At 37.1% G+C, this 14,222-nt stretch carries 14 protein-coding genes and 2 pseudogenes; all 16 read right to left on the bottom strand.

Features of this window, described 5'->3' with window-relative positions; genetic code table 11:
* Positions 1 to 123: 123 nt before the first annotated feature.
* On the bottom strand, positions 124 to 1,080 hold the full coding sequence (locus LDK52_RS17375; RefSeq protein ID WP_277587181.1) for a PhoH family protein: 957 nt from the start codon (positions 1,078 to 1,080) through the stop codon (positions 124 to 126).
* Positions 1,077 to 2,183: a sporulation protein YqfD gene (locus LDK52_RS17370; protein WP_277587180.1), complete on the bottom strand. Its 1,107-nt coding sequence runs from the start codon at positions 2,181 to 2,183 to the stop codon at positions 1,077 to 1,079. The genes LDK52_RS17375 and LDK52_RS17370 overlap by 4 nt, the downstream gene beginning before the upstream one ends.
* Positions 2,180 to 2,422, bottom strand: a complete 243-nt coding sequence (locus tag LDK52_RS17365; protein WP_277587179.1) for a hypothetical protein — start codon at positions 2,420 to 2,422, stop codon at positions 2,180 to 2,182. Before LDK52_RS17365 ends, LDK52_RS17370 begins: the two co-directional genes overlap by 4 nt.
* Positions 2,423 to 2,473: 51 nt before the next feature.
* On the bottom strand, positions 2,474 to 2,902 hold the full coding sequence (locus tag LDK52_RS17360; RefSeq protein ID WP_277587178.1) for a hypothetical protein: 429 nt from the start codon (positions 2,900 to 2,902) through the stop codon (positions 2,474 to 2,476).
* 22 nt (positions 2,903 to 2,924) lie between these two features.
* Entirely contained in the window at positions 2,925 to 3,923 is a 999-nt protein-coding gene (floA, locus tag LDK52_RS17355) for a flotillin-like protein FloA (protein ID WP_277587177.1), read from the bottom strand.
* Positions 3,920 to 5,195 (bottom strand): annotated as a pseudogene (locus LDK52_RS17350) (NfeD family protein). Before LDK52_RS17350 ends, floA begins: the two are co-directional and overlap by 4 nt.
* 314 nt (positions 5,196 to 5,509) lie before the next feature.
* Positions 5,510 to 5,683 (bottom strand): 30S ribosomal protein S21, encoded by a 174-nt coding sequence (gene rpsU, locus LDK52_RS17345; protein WP_016426884.1) that lies wholly within the window; start codon positions 5,681 to 5,683, stop codon positions 5,510 to 5,512.
* Between the two features lie 103 nt (positions 5,684 to 5,786).
* Positions 5,787 to 6,458, bottom strand: a complete 672-nt coding sequence (gene deoC / locus LDK52_RS17340; protein ID WP_277587176.1) for a deoxyribose-phosphate aldolase — start codon at positions 6,456 to 6,458, stop codon at positions 5,787 to 5,789.
* A gap of 596 nt (positions 6,459 to 7,054) precedes the next feature.
* Complete coding sequence (mtaB, locus tag LDK52_RS17335) at positions 7,055 to 8,395, bottom strand: tRNA (N(6)-L-threonylcarbamoyladenosine(37)-C(2))-methylthiotransferase MtaB (RefSeq protein WP_277587175.1); 1,341 nt, start codon at positions 8,393 to 8,395, stop codon at positions 7,055 to 7,057.
* A 15-nt stretch (positions 8,396 to 8,410) separates the two neighbouring features.
* Complete coding sequence (locus tag LDK52_RS17330) at positions 8,411 to 9,151, bottom strand: 16S rRNA (uracil(1498)-N(3))-methyltransferase (protein ID WP_277587174.1); 741 nt, start codon at positions 9,149 to 9,151, stop codon at positions 8,411 to 8,413.
* 11 nt (positions 9,152 to 9,162) lie between these two features.
* Positions 9,163 to 10,107: a 50S ribosomal protein L11 methyltransferase gene (gene prmA, locus LDK52_RS17325; protein WP_277587173.1), complete on the bottom strand. Its 945-nt coding sequence runs from the start codon at positions 10,105 to 10,107 to the stop codon at positions 9,163 to 9,165.
* A 14-nt stretch (positions 10,108 to 10,121) separates the two neighbouring features.
* Entirely contained in the window at positions 10,122 to 11,240 is a 1,119-nt protein-coding gene (dnaJ, locus tag LDK52_RS17320; protein WP_277587172.1) for a molecular chaperone DnaJ, read from the bottom strand.
* Between the two features lie 186 nt (positions 11,241 to 11,426).
* Positions 11,427 to 13,253, bottom strand: coding sequence for a molecular chaperone DnaK (gene dnaK, locus LDK52_RS17315; protein WP_277587171.1), 1,827 nt, complete (start codon positions 13,251 to 13,253; stop codon positions 11,427 to 11,429).
* Between the two features lie 44 nt (positions 13,254 to 13,297).
* On the bottom strand, positions 13,298 to 13,840 hold the full coding sequence (gene grpE, locus LDK52_RS17310) for a nucleotide exchange factor GrpE (RefSeq protein ID WP_277587170.1): 543 nt from the start codon (positions 13,838 to 13,840) through the stop codon (positions 13,298 to 13,300).
* Between the two features lie 15 nt (positions 13,841 to 13,855).
* Complete coding sequence (locus LDK52_RS17305) at positions 13,856 to 14,032, bottom strand: hypothetical protein (protein WP_277587169.1); 177 nt, start codon at positions 14,030 to 14,032, stop codon at positions 13,856 to 13,858.
* Positions 14,033 to 14,136: 104 nt separating this feature from the next.
* Positions 14,137 to 14,202, bottom strand: a pseudogene (locus LDK52_RS17300) (hypothetical protein); the annotation flags it as partial.
* Positions 14,203 to 14,222: the final 20 nt, after the last annotated feature.

The raw sequence follows: 14,222 nt of genomic DNA, 5'->3' as shown, positions 1-14,222 counted from the left end.
TATTCTCATCCCCCCACCAACTAGTTATTCCATTATACCTTATTCTTTTCACAATTCACTAATGTTTCCCAAATACAAAGAAGCAATAGTCTAAACGTAGACCATTGCTTCTTTTTGAGTTGGTTATTTTTCCTCTTCATAGGCTTGTATAATTTTAGCAACTAGTGGATGACGCACTACATCTCCTTGCTCTAAATACTGAAAATGAATTCCCGCAACATTTCTTAATATTTTTTCTGTTACGATTAACCCTGATTCCGCCCCTTTTGGTAAATCTATTTGGGTTTTATCCCCTGTGATTACCATTTTAGAACCGAATCCAAGTCGTGTTAAAAACATTTTCATTTGGGCTTTTGTCGTATTTTGAGCTTCATCTAAAATAACAAAAGCATCGTCTAATGTTCGACCTCGCATATAGGCTAAGGGTGCAATTTCAATCGTACCTCGTTCCATTAGTCGATCTGTCTGTTCTGTCCCCAACACATCATGCAACGCATCATATAACGGCCTTAAATAAGGATCTACCTTCTCTTTTAAGTCTCCGGGCAGGAATCCTAGACTTTCCCCTGCCTCCACTGCTGGACGTGTTAAAATGATTTTTTTCACATGCGCATTTTTTAGTGCCTGTGTTGCCATTACTACTGCTAAATACGTCTTTCCAGTACCCGCAGGACCAATACCAAAAGTAAGGTCAGTATGTCTTATTCCTTGAATATACTCTCTTTGCCCTATCGTTTTCGCTCGTATAGCCTTACCTTTTATATTTCGTGCAATTTCTTCATCGTATAAACTAGAAAAATATTCGATTGTACCATTTAAACTCATCTCAACTGCAGAAGTTACATCACGCAAATTAATATTGATCCCTTTTCGAATGACTGCCAATAATTGAATCATTAACTGTCTAGCGTCTTCTGCATTTTTTTCTTCACCAATAATTTGAATTTGTTCACCTCTTGTAATAAGTTTAACTTTTAACTCTGCTTCGATAAGTTTTACATTTTTATCCGAGATGCCGAGAAGCATTACAGCTTCGGCTGGATCTTGCAATTTAATATCAAGTTGTTTATGTTCGCTCATGCTTCGTCTCCTTGGGGTATAACATGGGGTATTGCAATATTTTCATTTATCAGTAAAAGGATCTTCCCTACTACTTTATCACCTTGTATTGATACCTGTAAAACTTTATCTTCTAATAATTGTGTTCCAGGAGGTAATTCTTTGATGATTTTTTGAAATAGTAGCGGTCGTATGAGATGTTCTATGGATTCGTCTGTCAGCGAATAGCTTACTTGATGATTCTTTTGTACATAACCAGCTTGAACATACTTTTGAATGAATGTTGGTAACTGTATTTCTTTCCAAAACACCTGTTTGTCATCTACTTTTCTTTGAATGATCAATTCCTTTGAGTTCGGATTAATAACTGCAACTTGCGTTGGAAGTTCAAATGATAGCTCTAGCCAATAACTGGCGTATACCTTACCTTCTGCACTCGTAATTATCATTTTGTTTCCTTGGGTTACAAAACCATGTACTAATACATCGCCTTTTTTAACGGATATATTCTTTCCAACTGCTCTCACACCTTTAGTTAGAGAAAAATCTGTTATTACTCCACTTCTTTTTGCCACCAGACTTACAGCTGGTTCATTCTCTAGTTCTCTTTCTGTTTGTGGAGGTGCGAGCATTGGAGACACAGTAAAGGTAGAGCCTGATTTAGAAAAGTGTACCCAAGAAAACTCTTTATGTTTCAACAATATAGTTTGACGTATATCTTGTTCCTCTGGCAGTTTAGATGCAATCATTCGCTCTTTAATATCCATTTCTTTTAATAGTTCTGTTAGCATAATATTACTTTCAGGTGAATCTGATTCAACTTGTATGTTCCAGATGAATTGCGAAAATAATACTGGAATTAAAACAAAAAAGAATACTCCTATTATGGAAACCGAATACATGGGAATAGTACTCTCTTTTAGTTCATCTTCTAATTTAATCGACAATTTCATTTTTTTCCTTACTTTACGAAAAGCTTTCAAATCCTTTGCTTGAATTGAAAAATTTATATGGTGCTCATTTGTATGAAGCTGGTACACTTCGATATTTTGTTGCTTTAAATTTTGATATAGAGTAAATTGATCGGTAGAAATGGGTGCTTGTATTTTGACCAGACGCCTCATACCGTTTTTTCCTTCCTAGTTAGATTAAACAACTGAAGATTTTGCACATGAAGATGTAGTCTATCGCTAGACATAGATTTTATATGCAATTTTTCGGCTTGAATTTCTAAAAGAAAATGGTCATATGTACAAACTATACTATTTTCTTTCAAGCGAACTAGTGAAAATTCATTATCCAATATAATGTCATCAAAGCTATCTACCATAATACTCGCATGGAGTGGAAATAATTGCTTCACGAAAAAACACCCCTTTACATGAATTTATGCATGTAAAGGGGTGTTCATGAGTTATCTTTTAGATTTTGGTGGAGCAAGTACTTCAGAAAAAATAATAGCTCTGATTAATTCGTCCTCATTACTTGGTAGTATAGAGCTCACTACCGGTGTAGACTTTGGACGTAGCGGTGTATTTCCCTGATGTGTGCTCAACCTGCCAGAAGTTCTTGCAACTCCTTGATCGCGTTTATGCTCTCGCTCCATTTTCGCAACAACGGGCTCTTCTTTCACAACAGGAGGCTTTGTTTTCCTCTCTTGCTGTCGTTCACTCGTAAACTGTTTAGCAAAATCACCTAATTCTTTAAAAGGATTTTCTGAAACAGTTTTACGCACTGGAGCGCTATTTACAGGTTTTTCAATCGTTTTTTTGTTTGGTTCTTTCTTGTTTTTAAATAAAAAACTAAGAAGTGCAACAATGATTATAGGAATTAGACCTTCCAAGGAGATTGCCTCCTTTCTGTCATTATTTTAGCTCGTCAGTAGAAGGTTTATCTCCGCCGACTTTACTAATAGAATCTCTCATACCAGTATCAGCCTTGATGTTATTATAATTCATGTAATCCATCACGCCAATATTACCTTCACGTAATGCTTCAGCCAGTGCTAATGGAACAGCAGCTTCGGCTTCTACTACTTTCGCTTTCATCTCTACAACTTTCGCTTTCATCTCTTGTTCAGATGCTACAGCCATTGCACGACGTTCTTCTGCTTTTGCTTGAGCAATTTTCTTATCTGCTTCGGCTTGCTCTGTTTGTAATTCTGCACCAATGTTTTTACCTATATCAACATCCGCAATATCAATCGATAGAATTTCAAAAGCAGTTCCAGAATCTAATCCTTTTGCTAAAACTGTTTGAGAGATTAAATCTGGATTTTCTAGTACTCGTTCATGACTTACGCTAGAACCGATTGTAGAAATGATCCCTTCACCAACACGGGCTACGATTGTTTCTTCACCCGCACCACCGACTAAACGGTCAATATTCGCACGAACAGTAATACGTGCTTTTGCTTTCACTTCAATACCGTTCATCGCAACACCTGCGATAAATGGAGTTTCGATAACTTTTGGATTTACGGACATTTGAACCGCTTCTAAAACGTCACGCCCAGCAAGATCGATTGCTGCTGCTCTTTCAAATGTTAGTTCAATATTAGCTCGATGCGCTGCAATTAAAGCATTAACTACACGGTCTACATTACCTCCAGCTAAGTAATGACTTTCCAATTGATTGATAGAAACGTCAAGACCTGCTTTATGTGCTTTGATCAATGGATTTACGATACGTGAAGGTATAACTCGACGTAATCTCATCCCTACTAATGTGAAAATACTAATTTTAACCCCTGCCGCTAATGCAGAAATCCATAGCGTAATTGGGAAAAATGTGAAAAATACCGATAATACTATAAATGCTAATACGATAACGACGATTAAAGTAATTGTTGAACTTGTAATCATTCTGTTGCCTCCCCTTCTACTGCTTCTCGTACAACTATACGAGAGCCTTCCACTTTAATAACTTTAACATGTTTGTCTTTCCCAATAAAACTTCCATCTGAAACTGCATCTATTCTTTCATTATCGATACGAATAGTTCCAGAAGGTCTAAGTGGTGTCATTGTTATAGCAGACTTCCCTACTAGTTCCACTCTATTTTTATTGGAAACATATCCTTTTTCAGTTGTTGTCGCATCGGACAAGATCACTTTATTGAACACTTTTAGCCCCTTACCAAAAAACTTCATAATAATCACCATTCCCACTATAGCTACTGTTAATGCAATTATAACGGCGATAATCATTTGCTCAATATCACCACCAGCTAATACTATACTAAAAATAATAGCTGCTGCCCCTAATATACCACTAATTCCTCCGGGCAGGAAGAACTCCCCAATAATAAGTATTACACCAATCACAAAAATAATGATAGTTTCATAACCAGCTAAGCCTGCAACTAAATGTCCAAAAAAGAACAGAACTAAAGAAATGAGACCCATTGTACCAGCTACACCAAAACCAGGTGAATACAGTTCAATGATTAAACCTAAACTCGCTATCGACAATAGAATTGGCACGATGATTGGATTTGTTATAAAGCGTGCAAGCGATTCCATAAATGTCTCTTCTGTTTCAACTACTTTTGCGCCAGCAAGGCCAGTTGCTTGAAGTAATTCATCAAATGAACTAACTGTTCCTTTTGAATAACCTACCTTCAGAGCTTCGGCTGAAGAGAGGCGTCAATAGTTTGCCTACAGGTGCTCTGTATTCAGGTAAGTCAACGGAATCATCTGCCATTGCTTGAGCAAATTTCGGATCTTTTTCGGTTAGCTGTGCTGCATTTATCATTTTCGCTTTCCAGGCACTATTCGCTTTTTCACCTGCGGTATTTCCACTACCTTCAATTACTGCAGCTGCACCGATTGTTCCACTTGGGGACATATAAATTACATCCGTATGAAGTGCCAAATAGGCACCCGCTGATAATGCTTCTGAGTTAATATAAGCAATTTTACGAATCGATGTTGAATCCATTAAATTAGCAATATCTTCTGCAGAATCTACATAGCCTCCAGGTGTATTAATCTCGAAAATAATCGCCTTTGCCCCAGCCTCTTCTGCTTCATGGATAGAGCGTTTCAGAAAAGCATACAACCCTTTTTCTACTTCCTCGCTTATAGGTATTTTATAAACTTCTGTAGTCTGCGCTGTAATACTAGGGATCATCATTCCAAATGATACAATTAATAAACAAAGAGAGACGACATAACGAGTCAATTTCACCACTTAACCTCCTTTCTTCTATATGTATACTCCTATTTACGTAGCAACTACCTATAAAGTTTCAAAAATAAAAATAAACCGAGAAAATAAATTTTCTCGGTTTACATAATTGTAAATGTTAATCATAAAGTACGTGTTTTGAACGTAGGGATAGTTGGGATAAAATACCACTTACGCTAACTTGCAGCTTCTGATTTCTTTTTACGTTTCCGCTCAGGTTTTAGAAACCATAGCTTCGAAGCTTCATAAATTAAAGTAAATTAGAATTTACGTTTACGGGCAGCTTCAGATTTCTTTTTACGCTTTACGCTTGGTTTTTCATAAAACTCGCGCTTTCTTACCTCTTGAATTGTACCACTTTTAGATACAGTACGTTTGAAGCGGCGAAGAGCATCTTCAAGCGATTCGTTTTTACGAACGACAGTTTTTGACATCTCTTTTTCCCTCCCTCCGAACACACGTCAAGCACATAACCTAGTGCTATGTACTAAAAAATTATACCGTATTGTAAAGACTTGGTCAATACTTTAGTATAAATTAATAATCAGATTTACTTTCTAGCCCTTTAACAATTTCTATTCCAGAACTTGCACCAATTCTTGTTGCTCCGACTGCAACCATTGCTTCAACATCCGCTAGACTTCTAACCCCACCAGAAGCTTTCACTCCTAAATTCGGACCTACTGTTTCGCGCATTAGTTTTACTGCTTCAATTGTTGCTCCTCCAGTAGAAAAACCGGTAGATGTTTTAACAAAATCTGCACCTGCAGCTTTAGACAACTCACTTGCTTTAATTATTTCTTCGTTTGTTAATAAACAAGTTTCTAAAATAACTTTCACAATTGCTTTATCTTTTGCAGCAGTTACTACTGCTTCGATATCTTTTTGTACTAAATTATAATCTTGGTCTTTTAGTGCACCAACATTTATGACCATATCAATTTCATCTGCACCATTTTCAATCGCATTAGAAGTTTCAAATGCTTTAACAGCTGAAGTACTTGCACCTAAAGGGAATCCAATAACAGTACAAACCTTCACTGGACTTTCTTTAAGTAGTGATGCGCTCAATTTTACCCATGTAGGATTGACACATACGGATGCAAAGGTATACGTTTTTGCTTCCTCACATAGTTTTTCAATTTGGTTTTTAGTTGCGTCTTGTTTTAATAATGTATGATCTATTAATGCTGCAATATTTTCAGTCATTTGTTATTCTCCTTTCAAGATGTACGTACCTCTTAATAATACGCCTAGTTAGTTCGAAAGTGCAAGTGCAGTGGTTATTTTGCTTTTCCTATGGATATGGAACTTTCTAATTTTGTGCGTAATCAAGTAAATAATATTCAGGATACAATGTTTATTCTCTACACAGATTTGCGCTGCCGCACGCTACGCATGAGCCTTCTTGCGGCTTGGAAGGCGCGCATCCTGGTTAACACTGATGAACTAGAAATTAATTTCTAAAGTTATTAATCATTTCTTCTTTTATTAACTTTCCCCAATCATTGTTTTATTAATATTAAATCGAGTCAACTTTAACATTATTACCTACTCATTTATTGATTGAAGTGCAGCGCGGCAAGGCCAGCAGGATGTTGGTCACGAAGGCGGTGCCACTCGATGAGGCGCCCTTAGCATTCGTTCCTTTGTAAACACTCTGTTGTGTCTTGACATTCACACTTTTCAGGAGGGTCGGCCTCGCCCGCGGAAGGTATCCGCGTGAAACGGAAATCGTAGTATTACTTCTTTACTAAAATGTTTATACAAAAAAACCAGTGAAATGTGATCACCGGTTTTTATTCTTATACTAATTCTGCTATTTCATCTAGAACCCGAACAAATTGTCCTTCATTGTATGGATATCCAGCTTTCGTAATTTTCACACGAACTAATTTCCCAATTAAATCATCATATCCAGGAATGGCCACCTTTAAGTAATTATCGGTATAGCCTTCCACCATATTAGATGATGAATCTAGTTTATAAGCTTCCTCTGGGATAATTTCTAGTACTTCGCCCTCAAATCGGGATGCATACTCTACAGCCAATTGATCATTTAAAGTGATTAATCGATGTACTCGTTCGTTTTTAATATCTTCATCTACCTGGTTATCCATTCTAGCAGCAGGTGTCCCTGTACGTTTGGAATATGGGAAAACATGGAGCTCTGAGAATTTTTGGTCACGAATAAAGTTAAACGTCTCTCTAAATTCTTCCTCTGTTTCACCTGGGAAGCCAACAATAACATCCGAAGTAATAGCAAGATCAGGCAACGCTTCTCTTAGGCGATCCAATCGATTCGCAAAAAATTCCATTGTATATTTTCTACGCATTCTTTTCAAGACGGTATCTGAACCAGATTGAATTGGAATATGTAAATGTCTCACTACAACTTTAGAATCTCTTAATACATCTATTACTTCATCCGATAATTGGCTCGCCTCAATAGAGCTAATTCGAAGACGTTTTAAACCTTTAACGTTGCTTTCAATATCTCTTAATAGTTGAGCTAGATTATAATCCTTTAAATCTTCTCCATATCCACCTGTATGGATACCAGTAAGGACTATTTCTAAATAACCAGCATCTACTAATTGCTTAGCCTGTCTAACAACTTCTTCTGGGTCTCTAGAACGCATTAGACCACGAGCCCAAGGAATAATACAAAAAGTACAGAAGTTATTACAGCCTTCTTGAATTTTTAAGGATGCACGTGTTCTATCTGCGAAAGAAGGTACGTCTAATTCTTCATACACTCGGTTTTTCATAATATTTCCTACCGCATTAATCGGTTTTCGTTCTATTTTATACGTTTCAATATAATCCAACATTTTGGTGCGTTCCTGTGTACCTACTACAATATCTACACCTGGAATTGCCATAATTTCTGCAGGAGAAGTTTGTGCATAACAACCAGTTACACAAATAACAGCGTCTGGGTTTTGACGAATAGCGCGACGAATAACTTGACGGCTTTTTTTGTCCCCAGTATTTGTTACAGTACAAGTATTGATCACATATACATCTGACTGTTTTTCAAACTCTGTACGGTTATACCCATTTTCTTTAAATAATTGCCATATAGCTTCTGTTTCATAGTGATTTACTTTACAACCTAACGTATGGAATGCAACGGATGACAAATTATCACACCTCTTTCATTCAAATTCATAAGAAATTGCTGACAGCGCATATAACGGTGCAGTTTCAGTTCGAAGAATCCTAGGTCCTAGCGCAATTGACTGGAAATCATTTTCTAATAATAGCTTTATCTCTGCACGATCTAGTCCACCTTCTGGACCAAATACGATGAGTATTGATTGTTTATCATAATTTTTTTTTAATTGTTCAGCAAACTTTTGACGTACCTCAATTTTTGCGTCTTCTTCATCTGCCACATACAAAACATCGTATGTCTTAGATATTTCTACCAACTCTTTTAAAGAGATTGTATTATGTATTTGTGGGATAGTAGAACGATGAGATTGCTCAGCTGCTTCTTTAGCAATTTTTTGTAATCTCGCTACCTTCTTCTCGTTTTTGGAGTTATCCCATTTGACGATAGATCTTTTTGCTTCAAACGGAAATAATTCAAACATTCCCAGTTCAGTTGCCTTTTGAGTAATCCATTCCAGCTTATCTCCTTTTGGAAGACCGCAAACAAGAGATACTTTCTTCGGCATTTCATTGGTAATGGCAAGAACTTCTTTTACGACTAAATGCACAGCTTTAGAAGTACCATCTATGATTTCCATTGTATATGTTTGGTTATTTGCCACAACAAAAACTTGATCACCTGGTGACATACGCATCACTTGAATCATATGATGCGCATCATCTCCGGTAATTGTCACTGTATTATTCTCACTTATAGGTTCATTTGTAAAATAACGTTGCATGACAATCTCCTTTATTTAACAGGTTTTCTAGAAATGATCGTAACCCAATCTTCCATCATCATAACTTCCTCGATTTCAAATCCCGCTTGTAGCAAAGATTCTTTTACATCTTCTTTTTTCGTTGCAATGATTCCAGAAGTGATGAATAATCCGCCATCTTTAACAATCTTGAAGGCATCTTCTGTGAAAGTCATGATGATTTCAGCTAATATATTCGCTACGACAATATCTGCTTGCTCATCCACATTATCTAAAAGATTGCCATGTGTTACTTGAACAACTTCGCCTACTTTGTTTAAAGTGATATTTTCTATGGCCGATCTAACAGCTACTTCATCCAAATCTAATGCATGAACTTTAGATGCTCCTAGCTTTGCAGCACCAATAGAAAGCACACCAGAACCAGTTCCTACATCGATAACGGAAGAAGCAGGTTGGACCGTTTTCTCTAAAGCTTGGAGACACATTACTGTTGTTGGATGCGTACCTGTTCCAAATGCCATACCAGGATCAAGCTCGATAATTAATTCGTCTGTATTTACTCGTTCATAGTCTTCCCAAGTTGGCACAATCGTGAAACGATTAGAGATTTTCACAGGATGGTAATACTTTTTCCATGCCGTAGCCCAATCCTCTTCGTCGACTTCTTGAACTGTTATAACGTTATGTCCTAAGTCTATATCGAAATTTGTTAAATTGTTGATGGCAAGTTTGATCTCTTCCACAGTTTCTAATAAAAAACTGGTTTCAGCTAAATAAGCTTTTACACGTACGCCATCTACCGGAAAATCATCAGGATTTAAGCTATAAATTTCACCAAATAAATCCTCTCGTTCTCTTCCTAATTCATCTGAGTCTTCGATAACTACACCACTTGCACCAGCTTCATGCAAAATATTACTTACCGCTTCAACCGCTTCATTTGTAGTATGGATGGATAGTTCAGACCATTTCACTTGCGCCAACTCCTTTATTCGCCTTTTAATGTCTTTTTAATCTTATCAAATAATGAACTGCCTTGCTCTTCTGGAATGTCTCCACTGATTTCTGCAAATTCGCGTAATAATTGTTTTTGTTTTTCTGTTAACTTTTTCGGAGTAATTACTTTTACAATGACATGTTGATCTCCAACACCGTAGCCATGTACATTTTTTATACCTTTACCTTTTAAGCGGAAATTAGCTTGTGATTGAGTTCCAGCCGGAATCTTGAGTTTTACTTTTCCTTGCACTGTAGGAACTTCAATTTCGTCGCCAAGTGCTGCTTGAGCATACGTTAAAGGTAACTCGTAATAAACATCGTCGCCATCGCGTTCAAAACGTGGATCTGCTTTTACACGGAAAACGATATATAAATCGCCTGCTGGTCCCCCGTTTACTCCAGGTTCACCTTGGCCACTTACACGTAGCTGTTGCCCATCATCTACACCAGCTGGAATAGTAACTTTAATTTTTTTGCGTTTGTGAACCGTTCCTTTACCATGACAAGTTGCACATTTATCTTTAATCAGTTTACCTGTACCTTGACAGTGATTACATGCACGTTTTGTTTGTACACGGCCGAATGGAGTATCTTGCGTTACATTTACTTGACCATGTCCATTACAATGCGAACATTTTTCTGGTTGTGTACCAGGTTTTGCACCTGAACCAGCACATGTTTCACAATTTTCTTCTTTAGATACTTCTATCTCTTTTTCTTTACCAAATACAGCTTCTCCAAACTCAATTGTCATGGAATATTGAAGATCATTTCCCTTTCTAGGTGCATTTGGATCACGTCTTCTTGAACCGCCGCCACCACCAAAGAATGAACTAAAGATATCTTCAAACCCAAATCCATCTGCACTACCGCCACCGAATCCTTGGTTTGGACCTGCGTGGCCAAATTGGTCGTAAGCTGAACGTTTTTGTTCATCACTCAATATTTCATATGCTTCGGATAATTCTTTAAATTTCTCTTCTGCTCCAGCTTCTTTGTTAATATCTGGGTGAAATTGTTTCGAAAGCTTTCGATATGCTTTTTTTATCTCGTCTTGTGTTGCGCTCTTAGAAACACCAAGAACCTCATAATAATCACGTTTATTCATCTTTCACTCTCCTGCTCTGTTAACTTGCACATAGGAATAATTGTATCATGTACAAAATCCTAATAGCAAAACTTTAAAAATTTAATCATCCGAATCACTTTCATCATTCGGCTTTATTGCCAACAGTAAGAAAAGCCAAAGCCGGAACCGGTCTTTGACTTTTTGCTTACCGACACTTAAACAATCTTACTTGTCTTTATCGTCTTTTACTTCTTCAAATTCTGCATCTACAACACCGTCATCAGTTGGACCAGCTTGTTCTCCATTAGCTGCAGCATCCGCTTGGGCTTGTTCATACATTTTCATTGTAAGCTGTTGTACAATTTCATTTAATTTATCTTTTTTCGTTTTGATATCTTCTAAGTTTCCAGCCTCTAAAGCAGCTTTTAACTCTTCTTTTGCATCTTCAGCAGATTTTTTCTCTTCTTCGGATACTTTATCTTCTAGATCTTTTAATGTTTTTTCTGTCATAAATACTAATTGATCCGCTTCGTTTTTCACTTCAGCTTCTTCTTTACGCACTTTATCTACTTCTGCGTTAGCTTCTGCTTCTTGAACCATGCGTTCGATTTCTTCGTCTGTTAGAGAAGAACCTGATTGAATAGTAATATTTTGTTCTTTCCCAGTACCAACATCTTTCGCTTTAACATTTACAATACCATTTTTATCAATGTCAAACGTTACTTCGATTTGTGGGACTCCACGTTGAGCTGGTGGAATATCTGAAAGTTGGAAACGGCCAAGTGTTTTATTGTCCGCTGACATTGGACGCTCACCTTGTAATACATGAATATCTACTGCTGGTTGGTTATCTGCAGCCGTTGAGAATGTTTGTGATTTTGAAGTTGGGATTGTCGTATTACGTTCGATTAGTTTTGTAAATACTCCACCCATCGTTTCGATACCTAGAGAAAGTGGTGTAACGTCTAAAAGAACGATGTCTTTCACATCTCCTGTTAAAACTCCACCTTGCACTGCAGCACCCATTGCTACTACTTCATCAGGATTTACACCTTTATGTGGCTCTTTGCCAGTTTCTTTTTTAATAGCTTCTTGTACAGCAGGTATACGAGTAGATCCACCAACAAGAATTACTTTGTCGATTTGAGCAGATGATAACCCTGCATCTTTCAATGCTTGGCGAGTAGGTACCATTGTACGTTCAACCAATGCAGCAGTTAAATCGTCAAATTTCGCACGAGTCAACGTTACTTCCAAATGAAGAGGACCAGCTTCTCCAGCTGTGATGAAAGGAAGTGAGATTTGAGTTGATGTTACACCAGACAAATCTTTTTTCGCTTTTTCAGCCGCATCTTTTAGACGTTGAACAGCCATTTTATCTTTTGATAAATCAATACCGTTATCTTTTTTGAATTCTGATACTAGGTAATCAATTAATATTTGGTCAAAGTCATCCCCACCAAGACGGTTATCTCCAGCAGTTGCTAATACTTCAAATACGCCATCACCAAGTTCTAGGATAGACACATCAAATGTACCGCCACCTAAATCATAAACAAGAATTTTTTCATCTTGATCTGTTTTATCTAAACCATAAGCAAGTGCCGCAGCAGTTGGTTCGTTAATAATACGTTCCACTTCAAGACCAGCAATACGACCAGCATCTTTAGTAGCTTGACGTTCTGCATCATTAAAGTATGCAGGAACTGTGATAACTGCTCTCGTTACTTTTTCACCTAAGTATTCTTCTGCAAAACCTTTTAAGTATTGAAGAATCATTGCCGAAACTTCTTGTGGTGTATACTCTTTGCCTTCAGCTGAAACTTTTTCATTTGTACCCATTAAACGTTTAACAGATGCAATTGTGTGAGGATTTGTAATAGATTGACGTTTTGCAACTTCCCCAACTTGTCTTTCACCATTTTTAAACGCTACAACTGATGGAGTTGTACGGTTACCTTCTGGATTTGGAATTACTTTTGGTTCTCCACCTTCTAAAACAGATACACATGAGTTTGTTGTTCCTAAGTCAATACCAATAATTTTAGACATTTACATTTCCTCCTAATATATAACTAGCTATTTTATTTTATTTTTTATTCATTTACTTTGACCATGGAAGGTCTTAAAACACGATCTTTTAACTTGTACCCTTTTTGGAGTTCTTGAAGCACAATTCCAGATTCTTGTGAATCGTCTTGCTCTTGCATTACTGCTTGATGGAAGTTTGGATCAAATGCAACACCTTGTGCATCTATCTGTTCCAGTCCTTCTTTTTTAACAGCTTCTAGTAGGGTGCGGTAAACCATATCCACTCCCTTAACTAAAGAAGCTGCTTCCTCAGAAGTTGTTTCTACCGCTAGTGCTCGTTCAATATTATCAAGCACAGGTAGTATATCCGTCAAAACCGACTGGGCACGGTATTTAAAATCCGATGCTTTATCTAATTGTACCCGACGCTTATAATTCTCAAAGTCCGCTCTTAGGCGAATAAGCTTATCTTGTTCTTCTTCTATTTGTTGTTTAGCAAGTGTCAGTTCATCTACTTCTTCCACTATTTCTTCCAACTGTTCAGGTTCTTCATGTGCATTCTCTGTTACTACTTGCTCTTCTAAGTTCTCATCTTTAATCTCTGCCATTTGTTGCAACTCTCCTTATCCATGATGTCCATGTAATATTCTCGATAATTCTCTAGACAGATCACTACTCATAACATCTAGTAATGACACTACTTTCCTATAGTCCATTCTTGTTGGACCAATAATAGCAATCGAACCCATCTGTTCTTCACCAATTCCATATGATGCAGTAATAACACTACATCCCTCCATGGCAAGATCATTATTTTCTGAGCCGATTCGGATTTGGATGCCTTTTTATCCAAATGGAAAATACCTGGAATTTGATTTACATGATCCATCCAATTCATAATACTTCGTGCTTTCTCTACATCGTTAAATTCTGGTTGGTTTAAAATTTGCAGCTTCCCGCCATAATACACTTTTTCTTCATGCTCAATAG

The sequence above is a fragment of the Psychrobacillus antarcticus genome (assembly GCF_029533155.1).
In the GTDB taxonomy this organism is placed as follows: Bacteria; Bacillota; Bacilli; order Bacillales_A; family Planococcaceae; genus Psychrobacillus; species Psychrobacillus antarcticus.
Note: the sequence above shows the minus strand (reverse complement) of the source record. Positions and strands in the feature narration are given on the sequence as shown.

Coding starts and splice junctions, on each gene's coding strand:
- LDK52_RS17330 (WP_277587174.1), bottom strand. CDS start 9,151: ATGCAACGTTATTTTACAAATGAACCTATAAGTGAGAATAATACAGTG.
- grpE (WP_277587170.1), bottom strand. CDS start 13,840: ATGGCAGAGATTAAAGATGAGAACTTAGAAGAGCAAGTAGTAACAGAG.
- LDK52_RS17370 (WP_277587180.1), bottom strand. CDS start 2,183: ATGAGGCGTCTGGTCAAAATACAAGCACCCATTTCTACCGATCAATTT.
- dnaJ (WP_277587172.1), bottom strand. CDS start 11,240: ATGAATAAACGTGATTATTATGAGGTTCTTGGTGTTTCTAAGAGCGCA.
- floA (WP_277587177.1), bottom strand. CDS start 3,923: ATGATTACAAGTTCAACAATTACTTTAATCGTCGTTATCGTATTAGCA.
- rpsU (WP_016426884.1), bottom strand. CDS start 5,683: ATGTCAAAAACTGTCGTTCGTAAAAACGAATCGCTTGAAGATGCTCTT.
- deoC (WP_277587176.1), bottom strand. CDS start 6,458: ATGACTGAAAATATTGCAGCATTAATAGATCATACATTATTAAAACAA.
- LDK52_RS17305 (WP_277587169.1), bottom strand. CDS start 14,032: ATGGAGGGATGTAGTGTTATTACTGCATCATATGGAATTGGTGAAGAA.
- dnaK (WP_277587171.1), bottom strand. CDS start 13,253: ATGTCTAAAATTATTGGTATTGACTTAGGAACAACAAACTCATGTGTA.
- LDK52_RS17375 (WP_277587181.1), bottom strand. CDS start 1,080: ATGAGCGAACATAAACAACTTGATATTAAATTGCAAGATCCAGCCGAA.